This window comes from Arthrobacter sp. Marseille-P9274 (assembly GCF_946892675.1).
In the GTDB taxonomy this organism is placed as follows: Bacteria; Actinomycetota; Actinomycetes; order Actinomycetales; family Micrococcaceae; genus Crystallibacter.
Genome location: NZ_CAMPOV010000001.1, coordinates 2,631,028 through 2,649,328 on the forward strand (window position 1 = coordinate 2,631,028; position 18,301 = coordinate 2,649,328).

The 18,301-nt window shown below is 68.3% G+C and carries 19 protein-coding genes; 9 read left to right on the plus strand and 10 right to left on the minus strand.

Annotation, left to right across the window (positions count from 1 at the left end; translation table 11 throughout):
• The first annotated feature begins 207 nt into the window (after positions 1 to 207).
• The 3 genes from OC550_RS12185 to OC550_RS12195 are packed head-to-tail and all read left to right on the plus strand — an operon-like array spanning position 208 to position 5,755.
• Positions 208 to 1,668 (plus strand): DUF3375 domain-containing protein, encoded by a 1,461-nt coding sequence (locus OC550_RS12185; RefSeq protein WP_262106030.1) that lies wholly within the window; start codon positions 208 to 210, stop codon positions 1,666 to 1,668.
• On the plus strand, positions 1,665 to 2,402 hold the full coding sequence (locus tag OC550_RS12190) for a DUF4194 domain-containing protein (RefSeq protein WP_262106031.1): 738 nt from the start codon (positions 1,665 to 1,667) through the stop codon (positions 2,400 to 2,402). Before OC550_RS12185 ends, OC550_RS12190 begins: the two co-directional genes overlap by 4 nt.
• Positions 2,399 to 5,755, plus strand: coding sequence for an ATP-binding protein (locus OC550_RS12195; protein ID WP_262106032.1), 3,357 nt, complete (start codon positions 2,399 to 2,401; stop codon positions 5,753 to 5,755). Before OC550_RS12190 ends, OC550_RS12195 begins: the two co-directional genes overlap by 4 nt.
• Positions 5,756 to 5,792: 37 nt before the next feature.
• Here OC550_RS12195 and crcB read toward each other — a convergent pair whose 3' ends face one another.
• Complete coding sequence (crcB, locus tag OC550_RS12200) at positions 5,793 to 6,158, minus strand: fluoride efflux transporter CrcB (RefSeq protein WP_262106033.1); 366 nt, start codon at positions 6,156 to 6,158, stop codon at positions 5,793 to 5,795.
• On the minus strand, positions 6,155 to 6,595 hold the full coding sequence (locus tag OC550_RS12205; RefSeq protein WP_262106034.1) for a CrcB family protein: 441 nt from the start codon (positions 6,593 to 6,595) through the stop codon (positions 6,155 to 6,157). The genes crcB and OC550_RS12205 overlap by 4 nt, the downstream gene beginning before the upstream one ends.
• Before the next feature lie 134 nt (positions 6,596 to 6,729).
• On the opposite strand from OC550_RS12205, the gene OC550_RS12210 reads away from it, so the two are divergent.
• Positions 6,730 to 7,020, plus strand: a complete 291-nt coding sequence (locus tag OC550_RS12210) for a GNAT family N-acetyltransferase (RefSeq protein ID WP_262106035.1) — start codon at positions 6,730 to 6,732, stop codon at positions 7,018 to 7,020.
• A gap of 149 nt (positions 7,021 to 7,169) precedes the next feature.
• A complete protein-coding gene (locus tag OC550_RS12215) occupies positions 7,170 to 7,568 on the plus strand; it encodes a hypothetical protein (protein ID WP_262106036.1) in 399 nt (132 codons plus the stop codon).
• Here the strand turns inward: OC550_RS12215 and OC550_RS12220 are convergent.
• From OC550_RS12220 to OC550_RS12230, 3 genes are all read right to left on the minus strand, one after another.
• Entirely contained in the window at positions 7,565 to 7,849 is a 285-nt protein-coding gene (locus tag OC550_RS12220; RefSeq protein ID WP_262106037.1) for a DUF3040 domain-containing protein, read from the minus strand. The genes OC550_RS12215 and OC550_RS12220 overlap by 4 nt on opposite strands.
• A gap of 210 nt (positions 7,850 to 8,059) precedes the next feature.
• Positions 8,060 to 10,882 carry an aconitate hydratase gene (locus tag OC550_RS12225; protein ID WP_262106038.1) on the minus strand — a complete coding sequence of 941 codons (2,823 nt, stop codon included), beginning with the start codon at positions 10,880 to 10,882 and terminating at the stop codon, positions 8,060 to 8,062.
• A gap of 80 nt (positions 10,883 to 10,962) precedes the next feature.
• Entirely contained in the window at positions 10,963 to 11,862 is a 900-nt protein-coding gene (locus OC550_RS12230) for a glucose 1-dehydrogenase (protein ID WP_262106039.1), read from the minus strand.
• 172 nt (positions 11,863 to 12,034) lie between these two features.
• Between OC550_RS12230 and OC550_RS12235 the strand changes: the two genes are divergently transcribed.
• From OC550_RS12235 to OC550_RS12245, 3 genes are all read left to right on the plus strand, one after another.
• Positions 12,035 to 12,454, plus strand: coding sequence for a MarR family winged helix-turn-helix transcriptional regulator (locus tag OC550_RS12235; protein ID WP_262106040.1), 420 nt, complete (start codon positions 12,035 to 12,037; stop codon positions 12,452 to 12,454).
• Between the two features lie 92 nt (positions 12,455 to 12,546).
• Positions 12,547 to 12,936, plus strand: coding sequence for a hypothetical protein (locus tag OC550_RS12240; protein WP_262106041.1), 390 nt, complete (start codon positions 12,547 to 12,549; stop codon positions 12,934 to 12,936).
• On the plus strand, positions 12,927 to 13,742 hold the full coding sequence (locus tag OC550_RS12245; RefSeq protein WP_262106042.1) for a family 1 encapsulin nanocompartment shell protein: 816 nt from the start codon (positions 12,927 to 12,929) through the stop codon (positions 13,740 to 13,742). The genes OC550_RS12240 and OC550_RS12245 overlap by 10 nt, the downstream gene beginning before the upstream one ends.
• A 55-nt stretch (positions 13,743 to 13,797) precedes the next feature.
• Here the strand turns inward: OC550_RS12245 and OC550_RS12250 are convergent, their stop codons facing one another.
• Both OC550_RS12250 and OC550_RS12255 read right to left on the minus strand, forming a co-directional pair.
• Positions 13,798 to 14,100 carry a DUF4193 domain-containing protein gene (locus OC550_RS12250; RefSeq protein WP_262106043.1) on the minus strand — a complete coding sequence of 101 codons (303 nt, stop codon included), beginning with the start codon at positions 14,098 to 14,100 and terminating at the stop codon, positions 13,798 to 13,800.
• Between the two features lie 208 nt (positions 14,101 to 14,308).
• A complete protein-coding gene (locus OC550_RS12255) occupies positions 14,309 to 15,067 on the minus strand; it encodes a M50 family metallopeptidase (protein ID WP_262106044.1) in 759 nt (252 codons plus the stop codon).
• A 233-nt stretch (positions 15,068 to 15,300) separates the two neighbouring features.
• Between OC550_RS12255 and OC550_RS12260 the strand changes: the two genes are divergently transcribed.
• Positions 15,301 to 15,735: a DoxX family protein gene (locus OC550_RS12260; RefSeq protein WP_262106045.1), complete on the plus strand. Its 435-nt coding sequence runs from the start codon at positions 15,301 to 15,303 to the stop codon at positions 15,733 to 15,735.
• A gap of 169 nt (positions 15,736 to 15,904) precedes the next feature.
• On the opposite strand, the gene OC550_RS12265 is transcribed toward OC550_RS12260, so the two are convergent.
• From OC550_RS12265 to OC550_RS12275, 3 genes are all read right to left on the minus strand, one after another.
• Positions 15,905 to 16,450: a DUF488 family protein gene (locus tag OC550_RS12265; RefSeq protein ID WP_262106046.1), complete on the minus strand. Its 546-nt coding sequence runs from the start codon at positions 16,448 to 16,450 to the stop codon at positions 15,905 to 15,907.
• Between the two features lie 84 nt (positions 16,451 to 16,534).
• On the minus strand, positions 16,535 to 16,966 hold the full coding sequence (locus OC550_RS12270) for a thioesterase family protein (protein ID WP_262106338.1): 432 nt from the start codon (positions 16,964 to 16,966) through the stop codon (positions 16,535 to 16,537).
• A gap of 71 nt (positions 16,967 to 17,037) precedes the next feature.
• Positions 17,038 to 18,276, minus strand: a complete 1,239-nt coding sequence (locus OC550_RS12275) for a plasmid pRiA4b ORF-3 family protein (protein ID WP_262106047.1) — start codon at positions 18,274 to 18,276, stop codon at positions 17,038 to 17,040.
• Between the last annotated feature and the right edge of the window lie 25 nt (positions 18,277 to 18,301).

Here is an 18,301-nt window from a genome sequence, read left to right on the forward strand (position 1 = left end):
ACGGGAGAAGAATATAGGGCGGAATGGAAGTCTGCCGGAGTGATCGGCATCTCTCAATCAGGAACGCACAGGCAAAAGCATAAACGCCAGCCGGGACCAGGTCTATTCCCCAATAGGAGGACCGGTGCTGCATCGATTAAGATCGATGGTCGGGTCCCACGTTAGCCAGAGTCCCACCGCAGCCAAGCGGCTGGCAGAAAGTTCTTGATGCGTTCCACTCAGCAAGCCGTCGCCAACTGGCATGCCCAGAAGGAGTTCAAGCTCTCTCCCGCGTGGAAGCTGCTGTCGGCCGCCCCCTGGACAGTCGCCTTCTTCCGGTCCGAGTTCACCGCGAACCGGCCGCGGATCGGGATGGAGGAGTTCCACGCGGCGCTGGCCGCCTTCATCGCCGAACTGCGCGAGGAACATCTGAGCCTGAACGAACAGTGGCAGGCATCGAACTACGCGGACTCGTGGGTCCGCCAGCAGTTCCTGGCGCGCCCCATGATCGACGGCCAGTTCGTCTACGAACCGACTGCGTCCACCCAGCGCGTGCTGAACTTCATCGACGGCCTGACCCGGGAGCGGACGAACCTGAACTCGTCGCGGCTCAATACGCTGCTGACGAGCATCGAGTCGCTCGCCCACGAAACCGACCCCGATGCGGACGCCCGGATCCGGCAGCTCGAGGCGGAAATCGAAGAGCGCCAGGCCCAGATCCGTGCGCTGGAAGCCGGCGCGGAACCCGACGTGCTCCCGCACGACACGGCCGTGGCGGCCGCGCGGAGCATCCTGGACCTGGCCTCCAGCCTGCCGGCGGACTTCAAGCGGATGCGTGACGGCGTCGAGCGGATGCTGCACGCGATCCGGCAGGAAATCATGGAATCGAGCGTGGCCAAAGGTGTCGCCGTCGGACAGGTCCTGGAAGGTGACCGGCAGCTGCGCAGCACCGCCGAAGGCGAGACGTTCCGCGGCTTCACCGAATTCCTCAACGATCCGCAGCAGCAGGCGCGGTTCCGGCAGGCCGTGTGCGAGGTGCTGGAGCGGGAGTTCGTCGAGGAGCTGGCCGCGGACGAGCGCCACACGCTCGCGAACCTGGTCCGGGAGCTGCGCCGGCAGGCCTCCGAGGTGCACGCGATCTATGGCCGGCTGTCGGAGAGCCTGCACACCTACGTCCAGAGCGACGAGTTCCGCGAATCGATGCTGCTGCGCCGGGCGATCCGGAGCGCCGAACTCTCGGTCGCCCGTTCCCCCGCGCTGCGCACCCGCACGCCGGTAGCCCGGCTCCACCTGTTCGCCCCGGAGTTCGAGACGCTCGCCGGGATCGGCCTGTTCAACCCCGACGACCATGTTCCCCCGCCGAAGCTGGCGGACCCGCCGAGGCTGGGCGAGGCAGACATCCAGCGCACGCCGTCCACGCCGAAGGCGGATTTCGCCGCCATTGATGCGGCGGTGGCGGAGGCGACGACGGCCGCACCGGGCGGCCGGGCAACGCTGGGGGCGGTGCTGGACCGACTGCCGGCGGACCAACGGCACATCAACACCGTCCGCGGCCTGGTGCTCACTGCGCGCAACACCGGGCAGGACATCTCAGGCGACCGCTTCGAAGCGGTCGAATTCACCGAACTCGGCGGCGCCAGCCGCAAGGCCTACCTGCCGCTCATCACGTTCACGAAGGAATCCGCATGACCGCCACTGACCTCAGTTCCGACGTCGAAAACGGCTACCGCGCGGAGCGGCAGCTTTTCGACGGCGACACCGGCACCTTCGCCCTGCCGCTGCGGCAGGCGATCGTGCGGTTGCTGCGGGGGCCGTATATCGACGGCGTGGCCGAGCCGCGGCTCTGGAGCACCATCCTCGACAACCGCAGTGCCATCGCCGACTACTTCTGCGAGATCTTTCTGGTCCTGAGCCTCGACCCGGACCGCAAGATTGCCATGCTGGCCCCGGCGGAGGTGGACGCCGTGCATACCACCGCGATCCAGCCGCGCAAGCCACTGCGCCGCGAGGAGACCCTGCTGGCGCTTCGGCTGCGCCTGCTGCTGGACCGGCACGCCGGTTCCGGCACGGACGCGACGATCTCGCGTGCCGGGGCGCGCGAGATCCTCGAGGAACACCGGCAGCCCGGCTCGGCCGACGACAAGCGGCTGGAGGAACTCACCGACGCCTCGATCCACCGGCTCCTGTCCCTGCGGCTGCTCCTGCCGACGGACCTGGAGGGCGTCTACCGGGTCAGCAACGCGCTGGCCATGGCGCTGCCGTTCGACCACATCGATGAGATCCCGCCCTATCTGGAGGCACTGGCGCGGACCGCCGGGACCATGCCCGCCGACGAGGACACCGACGATGCCGACGCGGGCGGCGGCGCGGCGGACGAGACCGACCTGGTGGCCGCGGCCGAAGAAGAGGATGACGAGCTGTGAGCATCGCGCAGACGCTGCCGTTGGGCGAAGAGATCAATCCGGGCCAGTACCGGCTGAGCAGCATCCAGGTGATCAACTGGGGCACGTTCCACGGGCGGCACGCCATGTACGTCGACCGGGCCGGCACCCTGCTGACCGGCCATCCCGGCGTGGGCAAGTCCACCCTGTTCGACGGCATCCAGCACATTTTCTATGCGGCACCGCGCCTGAACGAGTCCGCCAACGAGGCCAGCAACCGGCAGGACCGGCGCACCACGTACAGCTACATGCGCGGGCGCAAGGCCAAGACCGCCGCCGGGGTCACCTACCAGCGTCCCGGCGCCACGTGGTCGGCCATCGCCCTCGTGTACGACGACGGCCTGGGCCGCCAGGTGAGCATCGCGGCTCTGTTCGACCTGCCGGCCAACGGTCTGGAAGGCCAGGTCGGCAAGCACTACGTCATCCACAACCGGCCGCTCGACACGGCCGCCCTGGAGAACCACGGCGGACGCCGCTTCTCCCCCACCTCCCTCCAGGCGGCCCTGCCGGGCTGCGAAGCCTTCGACGTCCATAAGGCCTTCGCCGAACGGTTCCGCCGCCGGCTCGGCATCGACAATGACAAGGCCTTCAGCCTGCTCCGCACGCTGCAGAACGGCAAGGGCCTCGACAAGGGTGTGAATAGGTTCTTCCGCTACGAGGTACTGGACATCCCGTCGACCCTCGCCGCGGCGGCTGGCGCGGCGGAGGACTTCAGCCATCTGCGCGGGATCTACCGGCAACTGGAGGACGCCCGCGGCCAGCGCGACGCCCTGGCCAAGGTGCCGGAGCAGCACCGCCGGTACCGGGAACTGGCCGGCCTGCTCGGGCGCAACACCGAGCTGGCCACCGTCCAGCTGCCGCTGCTGCGGCAGCAGCAGGCCGCGGCGGTGCTGGCGGCCGGGACGAAGCAGCTGGAAGACCGGCGCGCGGACACGGCGGCGCAGATCGAGGCCGAGGCCGCCGCCAAGGAAAGCCTGGAAGAACAGGTCCGGTCGCTCGAGGAGCGCCATGCCAGCCACGGCGGCCGGGCCATTGAGTCGCTGGAGCGGGACATCCGCGCCGCCGGCGTGGAGCTGGAGCAGCGCGAACGGATCGAGTCGCAGGTCCGGCGGGAGATGGACGACGCAGGACTGGGGCTTGAGTGGTCCGAGGCGGGTCTGGCGGCGGCGCGCGAGGAGGCCGCGCGGACCGTCGATTCCCTCGCCGAGGAGGCCAAGGCTGCGCGGACGCTGGAGTACGAAGCCGTCGCCGCGAGCATCAACGCCAAGGACCGCGAGAAGAAACTGCGGGCGGAGATCGCCTCCTACCAGCGGCGCGGGAGCAACATCGACGGCGCCAGCGCGGCGGCCCGCCGGCAGATTAGCGCCGCCACCGGCATCGCCTTCGAGGACATGCCGTTTGCCGGCGAGCTCGTGGATATCGGGCCGGAGCACCTGGCCTGGCGTCCCGCGGCGGAGAAGGCGCTGCGTTCCCTGGCCACCACGCTGCTGGTCCGCGGCGAGCACCTCCGCGCCGTCACGCGCGCCATCGACGGGCTGCAGGCCCACGGCAAGCTGCGCTGGATCAACATCGCCTCGGAGCCGCGCCCGGCCACCGCCGGCCCGGCGGACCTGGTCACCAAGCTGGAATTTAAGAACTCCGACGCCGGCGCCTGGCTGCGGGGCAAAATAACCGCCGATTACGCCTTCACCTGTGTCGAATCGGACGAGGGGCTGCATGACGAGGACAAGGCCATCAGCCTGGCCGGCACCCTGAAACTCGGCCGCAGCGCCTTCGAGCGCGACACCCGGACCGTCAACCCCGGCGACTACCTGCTCGGCTTCAACAACACGGAGAAGATCGCCCAGCTCCAGGCGGAGGCCGAGGCCATCCGGCAGGAGCAGGAGGACGCCGCGGAGCTCGCCGACGAACGCAGCAAGGCCAAGGACGCCCTCTCCGGCCGGCTGGAGGCCCTGCAGCGCGTGGCCGCGGACCGGCGGGAGTTTGCCGCCGTCGACGCCTCCCCGCTGCGCGCCGCGCTGGAGGCGCTGGAGGACCGGCTCCGCGAAACCGTGGACAGCAGCGCAACCCTCGCCGGCATCCATGCGGAACTCAAGGCGGCCAAGGCCGAATTGGAGGCCTGCGTCGGCCGGCTGGCGGTGCAGCGCAATGAGCTGCAGGGCCTGGACCGGCGGCTGGAGAAGTCCCGCGCCGCCTGGGAACAGACCGAAGCCAAGGCCGCGGCCGACGCCCCGGCCGACTGGGCCGCCGAAGCGCTCGCCGTCTATACCCCGGCACCGGAGGACGAACGGTCCCCGTCCGACGGAGCAGCGGCGGATTCGGCCGGGCATGCCGCTCCCTCCGGACTGGACGCGCTCGAGGCCCGGTTCCACGCGGCGCACCTGAAGCTGAACGAGGAAGCCGCCGCGCTCCGCGAGGAACTGCACCGCACCGAAGCCGCGCTGACCGATACCTTCAAGTTCTTCGCCCGCGACTTCGGCGAGCACCTGAACGCCTCCTTCGGCACCGGCGTCGAAAGCGCCGCGCAGTACGAGGCGCTCTACGAAAGCATCATCGACGAAGGCTTGCCGCAGCGCGAGGACGAGTTCCGCGAATACTTCAACAACCGCTCCTACGAACGCTTCTCCGACCTGCTGCAGCTGCTGGAAGAGGAACGCCGCGCCATCGAGGAGCGGATCCTGCCCCTGAACCAGATCCTCGCCGACGTCCCCTTCGATCACGGCAGCCGGCTCAAAATCGAAGTCAGGACCACCATTCCCCAGGAGGCGCGGACCTTCCGCACCCAGCTGAAGGAGGCGCTCGGCAACGCCTACGTGAAGCAGACGCCGGAGCAGATGTCGGCCAGCTACAGGGCGCTGGAGCGGATCGTCGAAGCGCTAAACGACCCGGCCCGGCAGCACTGGCGCGACACCGTCCTCGATGTCCGCCAGCACGTCACCATCAGCTGCAACGAACATCGGCCCAACGGCGAGATCGAGACCGGCCTGGAGCCAGGCACGCTCTCCGGCGGCGAAGGCCAGCGCTTCACCTCGTTCATCATGGGCGCCGCGCTGGCCTACCAGCTCGGCATCGCCAGCCAGGGCTACAGCAGCTACGGCACGGTCATGATCGACGAGGCCTTCATCCAGGCCAACTCTGAATATGCCGGCGCCGGCATCAACGCGCTGCAGGAATTCGGCTTCCAGCTACTGCTGGCCGCGCCCGAAGACAAGGTGGACCTGTCGCGGCACCTTGGCTCGATCACCGACATCATCAAGCACCCGGATGCGAACGTCTCCGGCTTCGTGGTCTCCGGCAAATCGCCCGCGACGGCCACCGAGATCGTGCTCCGCTGAGGGGAAGGGCCGGGGGCCGGCCGAACTGCACCCCGGGTCAGGCCGCCAGCGCCAGGCCGGCCGCGCAGGCCACCGCGGTCAGCAGCAGGGTCCCGAGCGCGTTGGTGAGCGCGGACCCCCAATGTGCCTGCTGGACCAGCCGGACCGTATCCACGCTGGCTGTGCTGAAGGTCGTGTAGCCGCCGAGGAATCCGGTCCCCAGGATGAGCTGCAGTTCCGGCCCGGCGTGGTGTGAAAATACGACGCCGGTCAGCAGTCCCAGCAGGAAGGCACCTGTGGTGTTCACCAGGAGGGTCCCCAGCGGAAACGCGGCGCGCTCCACCCACTGGTGGACGAGCCCATCAATCAGGAAGCGGGTGCCGGCACCGGCGCCTCCGGCCAGTGCCATCAGCAGCAGCGTCATGCGCGGCGGCCGCCCCAGTGCGACGCCGCGGCTACTCCGGCCAGGCTCGCCAGGAAGCCGCCGACCAGAGTGAGGAGCCAGTAGGCAGCCGCTTGGCCCGGCCCGGATGCCGCCAGTAGCAGGTTGCCCTCCAGCGCGAGCGTGCTGTAGGTGGTGAAAGCCCCGATGAACCCCGTCGCCGCCACTAGCCGCAAGGCCCGGCGACCGCCGTCGTCCGGTGCCCGCAGCAGCAGGAACTCCAGCATCAGGCCCAGCGCAAAGGCGCCGCTGAGGTTGACCGCCAGCGTGCCCAGAGGCCAGCCAGCGGCCGGCGGAAGCAGTTGCGAGACGCCGAAGCGGGCGAGGGTTCCGAGCGTGCCGCCGGCCACCACGAGCAGGATCGCGCCGGGTTGCAGGTGCAGCGGACGCTGGTCTGGACCGTCGGTCGGGGTGTGCATGCGCCTCCTGAAAATTTTCCTTGACCCATTGAACCTGATGCCTCACTCTTACGTCTAAGGAGTATCCGGCGCGTTCTCCTCGTGCCGGACTCGCCAAAGGGGGGATTCCGATGCCTGCCGTCCAAGACGACCACATGAGCGCACAATTCACGATTTATTGGGATGGAGTAGTCGCCGGTTCGCTGCGCTACCGGCTCGAGGGAAATGAAATCTGGTTCCTGCGCACCACGATCGACCGTGGCTTCAGGAACCGGGATCTCGAAACCGTGTTGGTGATGAACGCCCTCGACAGCGCCCACCGCCGGCACCTTGCGGTCCGCCCGTTCGACCGCACGGTGCGCAAGACCATGGTGGAGCATCCCGAGTACCACCACCTGCTGGCCCGTCGCCAGGCCGTGTCCGCGCATTCCCTGGCCACTCGCTAGGTCGCCTGCTGCCGCGGGCCGCCGGCGTCACGGGTGGCAACCAACGACGACGGCGCCCGCGCCTGTCGCGCGAGGCAGCCGTCCGTGCCAGCTCACTTGTGCGGCGCGGCAGGAGCGTGCCTGTCAGTGGCGGTGACTAAGGTGTTGGCATGGACCCGAATCTGCCCCCGGACGTGCACTGGCTGGGCCACCGCCGCAGCGGCTATGACGCAGCCCGCGGGCCCGCCCTGCCGGACGAGTCTGCGGTCCGGGACGCGGTGGAAGTGGCCGCCCTGTTCTGCGAGGCGCTCCTGGACCGCCGCCATTACCGGGCCACGCTGGAGAGCCTGGTGGTGCCCGAATTGCTGGCCGATTGGGGCGACTTCAGCGCGGCGGCCCGGATCGTGGAGGCCATTCCCGAGCCGGACTACCTGGCAGGCAGCACGCACCCCGAGCGAGGGGCGGTTGATGTGGCCGTCCGATCCACCTTGCCTGCCGGCACGCAGGCAACGGTGGAGATGCTCTGGCGGGAACGGATCGGTGCCTGGCTCGTGGCCGGGATCTCCTAGCGCGCCGGCGTGACGTCGGCGGGCCCGGTCTGCTCGCCATGGGCCACGAAGAGGCCGACGGCGATTCCCACGAGGCCGATCGACGCCACCGGCACCAGCGAGGCGTACAGGCCCAGCAGGATGGCCACGGCGCCGAGGAAGGCCAGCAGCCACCCGGCGAGCAGCCGGTTCCTTCTGGAGTGGGGCGGCGGGGCCAGGAACTCATAGAGCTCCGGGGCCTCTATCCTAAGTTGCTGCTCCAGCAGCCGCAGCTGTTCGCGTTCGTCGTCAGAAAGCGGCATCGCCGTCTCCGACTCCTGTGAAGTCGGGACGCACGCGTCCTTGCGCTGAAAGTTCCATGGTCTTCTCCCGTGGGGCCTGCTGCCACCGTTGTGGCCTGGAACAGATTACGAGATCTCCCGCAGCCCGGCCGTGCACGGCGCGCCGGGAAAAATACCGGCGCGGCGGCTCGGTTGTCCGGGCCGCCGCGCCGGTGCCTTCCCGCGGGTTCCCTACACTGCCAGCTGGCGGAGGACGAACTGCAGGATGCCGCCGTGGCGGTAGTAGTCGGCCTCACCCGGGGTGTCGATCCGGACGTCGGCGTCGAACTGCTTCTGCGTCCCGTCCGCCGCCGTCGCGGTGACCCGCACGGTCCGGGGGGAGGCGCCGTCGTTGAGCGCCGTGACGCCCTCGATCGCGAACGTCTCTGTGCCGTCGAGACCCAGCGACGCCGCGCTCTCCCCCACCGGGAACTGCAGCGGCAGCACGCCCATGCCGATCAGGTTGGACCGGTGGATGCGCTCGAAGCTCTCGGCGATGACGGCCTTGACGCCCAGCAGCGCGGTGCCCTTGGCCGCCCAGTCGCGGGACGAGCCGGAACCGTACTCCTTGCCGGCCAGGACCACCAGCGGAGTGCCGGCGGCCTGGTAGTTCATCGCCGCGTCGTAGACCGTGGACTGCGGGCCGCCGTCCTGGCTGAAGTCGCGGGTGAAGCCGCCCTCCACTCCGTCCAGCAGCTGGTTCCTGATGCGGATGTTGGCAAACGTGCCGCGGATCATCACCTCGTGGTTGCCGCGGCGGGAACCGTAGGAGTTGAAGTCCTTGCGCTCCACGCCGTGTTCCAGCAGGTACTTGCCGGCCGGGGTCTCCGACTTGAAGGAGCCCGCCGGGCTGATGTGGTCCGTGGTGACCGAGTCCCCCAGCTTCAGCAGGACGCGGGCCCCGCTGACGTCCGTGACCGGTTCCGGCTGCGCCTGCATTCCCTCGAAGTACGGGGGCTTGCGGACGTACGTGGACTGCGGGTCCCAGGCGAACGTGTCTCCGGAAGGAGTCGGCAGCGATTGCCAGCGCTGGTCGCCGTCGAAAATAGTCTCGTAGCTCGAGGTGAACATTTCCTTGTCGATCGACGAGTCGATGATGCGCTGGACCTCGATCGGATCAGGCCAGATGTCCCTGAGGAAGACGTCGTTGCCGTCCGCGTCCTGGCCCAGCGGATCGTCATCGAAGTCGAAGTCCATGGAACCGGCCAGCGCGTAGGCCACCACCAGCGGCGGCGAGGCCAGGTAGTTCATCTTCACGTCCGGGTTGATCCGGCCCTCGAAGTTGCGGTTGCCGGACAGCACGGCGGAGACGGCGAGGTCGTTGTCTCCGATGGCCTGCGAGATCTCCTCCTCCAGCGGCCCGGAGTTGCCGATGCAGGTCGTGCAGCCGTAACCCACCAGGTAGAAGCCGAGCTTCTCCAGGTAAGGGGTCAGGCCTGATCGCTCGTAGTAGTCCGTGACGACCTTCGAGCCCGGGGCGACCGAGGTCTTGACCCACGGCTTGGAGGCCAGGCCCTTCTCGACGGCGTTGCGCGCGAGCACCGCGGCCGCCAGCATCACCGACGGGTTGGAGGTGTTGGTGCAGGAGGTGATCGAGGCGATCGTCACGGCCCCGTGGTCCAGCAAGAAGTTCCGCCCGTCAGGCATCGTCAGTTCCACCGGATGGGTGGCGCGACCGGAGTCCGGGTCGGTCTTCTTCACCGTCAGGTGCGACGGGTTCTTGGCCTTGCTGCCGGCGTCCGTGTAGGTGGGCGGGTCCGATGCCGGGAACGATTCCTCGACGGCCTCGTCCACGCTCGGCCCCTCGGCCTCCACCTCCTTGTGCACGTAGTTCTCGAGGTCCCGGTGGAACTGCATCTTCGCGTTGGTGAGTTCCACGCGGTCCTGCGGGCGCTTGGGCCCGGCGATGGAGGGAACCACGGTGGAGAGGTCCAACTCGAGGTACTCGGAGAACTTGACCTCCTTGGACGGGTCGTGCCAGAGGCCCTGCTCCTTGGTGTAGGCCTCGACCAGCGCCACGTCCTGGTCGGAGCGGCCGGTCAGCCGCAGGTACTCCAGGGTCACGTCGTCGATCGGGAAGATCGCGGCGGTGGAGCCGAACTCGGGGCTCATGTTGCCGATGGTGGCGCGGTTGGCCAGGGGCACCGCCGCAACGCCCTCGCCGTAGAACTCCACGAACTTGCCGACGACGCCATGCTCGCGCAGCATCTCGGTAATGGTCAGCACCACGTCGGTAGCGGTGGCACCGGCAGGGATCTCGCCGGTGAGCTTGAAGCCGACCACGCGCGGGATCAGCATCGACACGGGCTGGCCCAGCATCGCGGCCTCGGCCTCGATGCCGCCGACACCCCAGCCCAGCACGCCGAGGCCGTTGACCATGGTGGTGTGCGAGTCCGTGCCGACGCAGGTGTCCGGGTAGGCCTGCAGCGTCCCCTCCACGTCGCGGGTCATGATGGTGCGGGCCAGGTACTCCAGGTTCACCTGGTGCACGATCCCCATGCCCGGCGGCACCACCTTGAAGTCGTCGAATGCGGTCTGGCCCCAGCGCAGGAACTGGTACCGCTCGCCATTGCGCTGGTACTCGATCTCGATGTTCCGCTCGAGGGCCTGGGCATTGCCGAAGACGTCGATCTGCACGGAGTGGTCGATCACCAGTTCCGCCGGCGCCAGCGGGTTGACGCGCTTCGGGTCGCCGCCCAGGTCCGCCACGGCCTCCCGCATGGTGGCTAGGTCCACCACGCACGGGACGCCGGTGAAGTCCTGCATGATCACACGGGCCGGCGTGAACTGGATTTCGGTGGAGGGTTCGGCGTCCGGGTCCCACTGCGCTAGCGCATTGACGTGGTTCGCCGTGATGTTCTGGCCGTCCTCCGTGCGCAGCAGGTTCTCCAGCAGCACCTTGAGGCTGTAGGGAAGACGCTCGGCGCCGTCCACCGCATTGAGCCGGTAGATCTGGTAGCCGGTTCCGGCCACATCCAGCGTGCCCTGCGAACCGAATGAATTGACTGAAGCCATGGTTGGATCCCTTCGAAAGACCGATGGGTGGGGCTAGGACTAGGCTATTTCGCTGCCTGTCTTTTGTATATGGACTGCCGTCAGGCCAGGTGCATGCCCCCGGTCACGCCGATGACCTCGCCGGAGACATAGCGCGCGTCGTTCGAAGCCAGGTAGACGAACGCCCCGGCGACCTCCGCCGGCTGCCCGGCGCGGCCCAGCGGCGTCGCGTCGCCGAAGCTCTCCAGCTTCTCCGGCGACGTGGTGGCCGGCTGCAGCGGCGTCCAGATCGGCCCCGGCGCCACGGCATTGACGCGGATGCCCTTCGGCCCCAGCAGCTCGGCAAGGCTGAAGGTGAGGTTGTTCAGCGCGGCCTTGGTCGCGGCGTAGTCCATCAGCCCCGTCGACGGGTGGTAGCCCTGGATCGAAGTCGTGTTGATGATGGCCGAGCCCGGCGACAGGTGCGGCAGCGCGGCCTGGATCATCCAGAAGGTGCCGAAGACGTTGGTCTCGAAGGTCCGGCGCAGCTGCCCGGCGCTGATATCGGCGATCCCGTTAGGCTGCTCGAGGTGGTAGCCGGCGTTGTTGACCAGGATGTCGAGCCCGCCCAGCTCCTCGACCACCTCCGCAACGGCCTTGGCCGCGTAGTCTTCCTCCCGCACGTCACCCGGGACCGCGACGGCCTTGCGGCCCTCCGCGAGGATCAGTTCGAGGCAGTCCTGCCCGTCCTCTTCCTCCTCCTTCAGGTAGGAAATTGCGACGTCGGCGCCCTCCCTGGCGAAGGCGAGCGCGACGGCGCGGCCGATGCCCGAGTCCCCGCCGGTGATCAGCGCCCTCTTGCCCTCCAGCCGGCTGTTGCCGCGATAGCTGTCCTCGCCATGATCCGGCCGCGGCTGCATCTCCTCCGTGAAGCCCGGATACTCCTGGGTCTCGGTGGAAACGTCGACCTTCGGTTCACGGGGGTTCTCCCTCTCCAGCGTCCCGTGCGGCTCCTCGCTCATGCTGTCCTCCTTGTCAGGTGGTGCAGACGGGCCCGCTGTTCGCCCGCGCGGGCCCGTTCCTCACCGTATAAGCGCCCCGGCACCGCGGCAAGGCACCCGCCCAAGCCGGGCACCGCCGTCGTTGTTTTGCGCCCCTTGCCCTAACTGTTGACCGGCTTTGTATGGTGGGTGCATGGCAGAACAACGTCCCCTTGGATTCTGGCTCCGGCTGGTCGACGGCCTGATCAACGAGCAGTTCGACACCATGGTCGAGGAACACGGCGTCACCCGGCGCCAATGGCAGATCCTCAACGTGCTGGCGGAGCAGCCCTCGACCGCGGCCGAACTGAACGACGCGCTGAAGCCGTTCTTCAGCCAGACCGCGGATGAGTCGTCCGCCGAGCACCTCGACGAACTGCTGGAGAGCGGCTGGGTGTCCAACGAGGGCGACCGCTTCTCGCTGACCGATCTGGGCCGCAGCAGCCTCGCGTCGCTGGGCGAGGTCGTGGACCGGAACCGTCAACGGATCACCGAGGGCGTGTCCGCGGACGAATACGACGCGGCCCTCGACGTGCTGCAGCGGATGGCGCGCAACCTGGGCTGGGACGGCTGACCCGCCGCAGGGTAGTCAAGCCCGGTGCGGCTCGCTAGGCTGGCGGATAGGCACTGTGCACGGTTCCGACGACCAACGTCAAAGGACGTCCGATGGGCTTTGACCAATATCACGAGCCGGCCGGGGAGCTCTCGGCCGAGACCCGCACCTTCGCCCGCATGTGCGCGAACCTGACGGAGGAAGCCGAGGCGATCGGCTGGTACGAGCAGCGGATCTCGCTGGAACCCGATCCAGCCGCCCGCGCGATCATGGAGGACTCCATGGGCGAGGAGTTCAAGCATTTCAGCATGGACCTGGAGTTCCTGCTGCGGCGCAAACCGAAATGGCGCGAGACAGCCCGCGGAGTGCTGTTCCGCGACGGGGACATCGTGGAGCACGGCGAGGCCGCGGAGGCGGCCGCGAACGGCTCCGCCGAAGATCCGGCGGCTTCCGATCCCTCACTCGGCATCGGGAGCCTGAAGGGGCAACAGTCATGGCGATGAACCATCTCCTGCGCGAGCACGCGCCGATTTCCGACGGCGCGTGGCGGCTGCTCGACGAAGAGGCCCGGCAGCGGCTCACCGTCGCGTTGGGCGCCCGGAAGCTAGTGGATTTCAAAGGCCCGCTCGGCTGGGAATACTCCGCCACCAACCTCGGCCGGACCGAGGACGTGGACGGCTCCCCCACCGACGGCGTCTCGGCGCTGCGCCGGCGGATCCTGCCGCTGGTCGAGGTGCGGGCCGATTTCGCGGTGTCGCGGCACGAACTGCTGAACCACGACCGGGGCGCCGCGGACGTCGATCTGACCGACCTGGACGAGGCGGCCCTTCGGATCGCCAGCGCCGAGAACGTGGCGGTTTTCCACGGCTGGCAGGGCGCGGGCATCACCGGCGTCACGGCGGCCACGCCGCTGTCCCCCGTGCCGAGGGTGGAGGACTTCAACGACTACCCGAAGCGGATCGCCAAGGCCGTGGCGGTGCTGCTCAAGGCGGGCATCGGCGGTCCGTTCGGGCTGGCGCTTGGCCCCGGCCACTACACCGCCGTCGTCGAAACCGCCGAACGCGGCGGCTACCTGCTGTCCGAGCACCTCCGCCGGATCCTCGACGGCCCGATCGTCTGGGCGCCGGGTGTCCGCGGGGCCGTGGTGATGAGCATGCGCGGCGGCGACTTCCTGTTCGAGTCCGGCCAGGACCTGTCGCTGGGCTACGACCATCACGACGCGGAGAAGGTGTACCTGTATATCGAGGAGTCGTTCTCCTTCCGTGTGGCGACGCCGGAGGCGGGCATCCACCTGACCAGCAGCGGCTGACCAAAAAACCCCGCGCCGGCGGGCGCGGGGTTTATCTTGGCTGTACGCGGGCTGTTTAGCCTTCGCAGTCGCGGCAGTACAGTTCGCCGTTCTTTTCGCGCGCCACCTGGCTGCGGTGGCGGACCAGGAAGCAGGAAGAACAGGTGAACTCGTCCTCGCGCGGGGGGACGACCTGGACTACCAGTTCCTCGCCGGAAAGATCGGCACCGGGGAGGTCGATGCCTTCAGCGGTGTCCGAATCTTCAACATCGATGATTGCGGTCTTGGCGCCGCCCCCACGCTGGGACTGCAGCGCTTCCAGGGACTCGTTGCTCTGGTCTTCGTCCTTGTTGCGGGGTGCGTCGTAGTCGGTTGCCATGCGGGTCTAGAACTCCTGAAGCTGTTGTCGTATTGACGAGGTGTCGGCCCATTTTAGCGTTTCGCACTGAATAATCAACATCTATTTTCCTCGTCGCGATGATAACGAGCGGCGGGGGCCAGTAATTCCCGCGTGCAGGCCGATTTTCGGGCATGGATCGACGGCCGGAGGGGGAACGAATCCGGGGCCGGACGACTGGCCGGCCCGCTCAGGCGGGGAAGCCCGCCACCGCGGCGAGGGCCATTCCGGCCAGCACCCAGCAGGCCGTGATCACGGCAGCAAAACCGGCGAGCCACAGGGCCGCGGGGACACCCGTTCGGCGGGAGAGGATGTGGGCGTCCGAGTTGGCCAGTTGGTGCCGCCTCTGGGTGTGGACACCGAGCAGGTTGAGCCAGTCCCGGACCGCTCCCACGAGCAGACCGATCCCCAGGGCCAGGGTCAGGTGGCCCAGCCAGCCGTCCGGCGCGAACCAGACCAGGAGGCTGGATGCCAGGGCCAGGCCGACGGCGATCACCGCGCCCTGGGCATTGCGGATAAACAGCAGGGTGGCCAGCAGCAGCAGCGCGCTGACGGAGAGCACCAAGGAGGACCAGCCATTGAAGGCCGCCAGGACCAGGACGCAGCCGACCACCGCCGGCACGGGATAGCCCCAGAAGCCGGTCCAGACCGCACCCGCCCGGCGGGACCCGCGGCTCATCATTGCGCCGGACTGGTCGAACCTCAGATGGATGCCACTGACCAGGCGGCCGGTCGTCAGCGCCGCGAAGGCATGGCCAAGCTCGTGGACCGTGGTGACGAACAGCCCGAAGTACCGCCAGCTGGATCTCGGGACGGTCACCGCCAGGGCAACCGCGAGGATCAGGGCCAGCTCCAGCAGCGTCGGCTCCAGGCCCGGGTCCCGGTGGAAGCCGGCGAGGATCCTGCTCCACCATTCGGCGGCGATTCCTTGCACGTCGTTCAGGTCCATCGTGTCCTCGGTGTTGGCTCCGACTATTTCGTTTGCGGACTGTAGCAGGCCAAGCTGTACGGCCTCGGATCCGCCGTCCCACCTTCCGGAGGGCATGTGACAGGCATGACAGGACTGAAAACTTGACAGTTCAACCTATTACCTGTCAGCATTTTATTGAAGCGTCAACAATTGATGCTTGTCGCTCGTTCCAGACGGCCGATCCAATGACCAAACGAAACGGTGAAAACATCATGAAGAACCCCGCTTTGAACACGACCGCCCGCACCGTCCTGCGCGTTGTCCTCGGCTTCCTGTTTGCCGCCCATGGCTTCCAGAAGTTCAACGAGTGGACGATCGCCGGCACACAGGCCGCCTTCGGCCAGATGGGCATCCCGGCCGCGGAGATTGCCGCCCCGCTGGTGGCCGTCCTGGAAGTCGCCGGCGGCATCGCCCTGATCCTCGGCCTGCTCACCCGCCCGATGGCCATCCTGCTGATGCTGAACATGCTCGGCGCCATGTTTTTGGTCCACATTAGCGCCGGCGTCTTCGCCGCCAATGGTGGCTACGAGCTGGTGCTGCTGATGGCCGCCGCCGCGTTGGCCATCGCCTTGGTGGGCCCGGGCCGCATCTCGGTGGACCACGCGCTGTTTGGCCGCAAGGACTCCAAGCTCAGCGTCCTCGCGTAGCCCACGCGAAGCTTTCCTTCCCTTCGGGAAACACGCCCGCAGCCTCGATCCGCCCGCCGCCCGCCTGAGCGGCTAGGCCGGTCCGAGGCTGCGGGCGCCTTTATTCGGCACCCCGTTGGGCGCCTGCATTGTTACGGTGCCGCCGCTCTGCGGCGCTTCGACGGGGGCGCTAAGCGGCGCGGTCCCACACGAGGCCGTCGTCTGTCATCCGCGCCCCTTCGGAAGGGCCATGCGCGGACCGCTTTCCACCAGGCATCAGGTGGACGACTTCCACACCGTGCCGCAGGACCAGGACGTCGGAAATGAGCCGGCGGTGGCAGCGCCACCACACCGTCTCGCTGCACATGATCGCGGCGGCTTCGCCCGCAGCCAGGTCCAGGAGCCGGCCGAGTCCCGCCGCGAACGCTGGCGTGCGGGTATAGGCCGCGTAGGCCCGGAACGCCTCGACCTTCCACCAGATGTCAGGTTCCGGCTCCCCTGCCGGAATACGCCGGCGCCCGCCCAGGTCTTCTTCCCAGCGGTAGCCGATGCCGGCCCGCGGCAACCACTCGCCCAGCGCGTCCCTGGCCATCTCCGGATGCTTGCGGCTCCCGGGAAAACGGCGCACGTCCACCAGGACCTCGACCCCGGCGTCGGTGAGCACTCCGGCCAGCTCGTCGGTGCTGCTGGTCCCGTGGCCGAGGGTGAAGATCCGTTTCGCCGAGGAGGGTGCCATCTGCCCAGTTTCGGCGCCTCCGGCGGACAGTGTCCAGCGGAGCCCGGGCAGTGGGTGCCGACGCAATACCCCGGCCCTGGATCCCTACGGGAAGTTGGACTCCCCCACGTACGGAGCCAGCCGCGCTTTGTGGTCCGCGGTCACCCGGAGCAGCCGGCCTGTGGCTTCGTTGAAGAACGCCAGCGTCGTCTCCGCCTTCACGCACTCTTCGAGGGTCACCGGATCCTTGACCACGTACCCGATGGTCAGGCTCGCGGCCTTCAACGCGCTGATCCACACCTCGACATGCGCCGGGATGTTCCGGTAATTGAGCGGCCGGACATACCTGACCCGATGCTCGACCACGAGTGCCTGCGTGTCCGCGGGCAGGTCGGAGAAGACCGGCAGATCCACCTCAAGCCCTTCGCCGCCGGTCCCGGCCGGCGGGCCGAAGGCGTGGATCCGCGCTTCCTCGAGGATGCGCAGGATCTCCACGTTGTTGATGTGCCCGTAGGCATCCATGTCTCCCCAGCGCATCGGCACGCTGCAGCTCAGCCGCAGGCCTGCCGCCGGACCGCCGGGATTGCGGTTCACAGCCTTTGTATCAGTCATCGGAAACTATTTTGCCGCCGCTGGACCTCCAGCAGGAACTTCATGCCGGCCTCGGAGAGTTCCTGGCTCAGCCACGGCTTGCTCGAGGGCAGGTAGATATTCAGATGCCCGAACGTGTCCGCCATCCGGCGGGCGAGGTCCCGGCCCGCCGGCAGCGCGATGGGCCGCCGGTCCGGCCCGTGGAACCCCTCCGCCGTCATGATCTCCACCAGGATCTCGCCGCGCACGGACACCGGGGGCAGCTGGTTCTCCACCAGCCACTCGGTGAACAGCCGGTGCAGGAAGTCCTCTCCGAGGCTGCCCGGCTTGGCCATCCGCGACGCGAGATAGCGCCAGAGCCCTTCGTCGTCGTCGCAATGCTCACGGCCCGCCGGCGTGCGGAGCAGCCGCCCCTTGTACTTGCGCAGCAGTCCCCATTCCTGCACCTGCCGGCGCAGCCCGAGGACCTCACGGGTGTTGACCTCGCGGTTCCCCTTGCCGTAGACGCGCCCGGCCAGCCCTAGCGCGACGACCGCTTCCTGCACCACGGCAGGGCGAAGGTAGCCATCCTTGGTCAGTTCCAGCCCGTCCGGACCCACGCGCTGCAGCAGCCATTTGACCGGCCGGACCACTGCGGCGATCTCCTCCGACGTCGGCGGCGCGTCGGACCACCGCAGCCCCAGCCGGGTGAGCCTGCGGTTCACCTGCTCGCGGTCGAAGTGCGCCGGATCGAAGGACAGCTCCCCCGCGACCCCATAGAGCCACTCCTGCACCGCCTTGTGTTCCGGATGCGCGGGGTCCTGGGCCGCGGCGCAGAGCCGGGCGTAGCCGTCCATCCCGCCCGAGTCCTCCACCGGTCCCCGGTTGGCGCCTGCCAGGCAGACCAGTTCCCCGGCGGGCACGACGGCGTGTCCGGCCACCTCGATCTCGTGCAGCCAGCAGTCACCGAAGTCGTACTCGTAGACCAGCCGGGTGTTCCTGGCGGAGAAGATGTCTTCCAGCGTGTAGCCCTCGGCGGACTCCATCCCGAGTTCCAGGGCGGTGTCCTCGTCCCCGGCGAAGATCCGCTCCCGGCCGCCGGGACCGCCGGTCCGGAACAGGTGGAGGTGCCGATCCTCCCAATCGAACGCGAGCTGGATGACGCGGTGCAGTTCAGGCAGTGTGAGCCCGGCCGGAACGCGGACGTCGCGCCAGATCGGCTCGGCCGTCCCGGCGAGGACGATATGCAGATCGAGGGCTTTCACGGCGGCTCGCATGAACGACATTCTGCCAGTCAGCGAG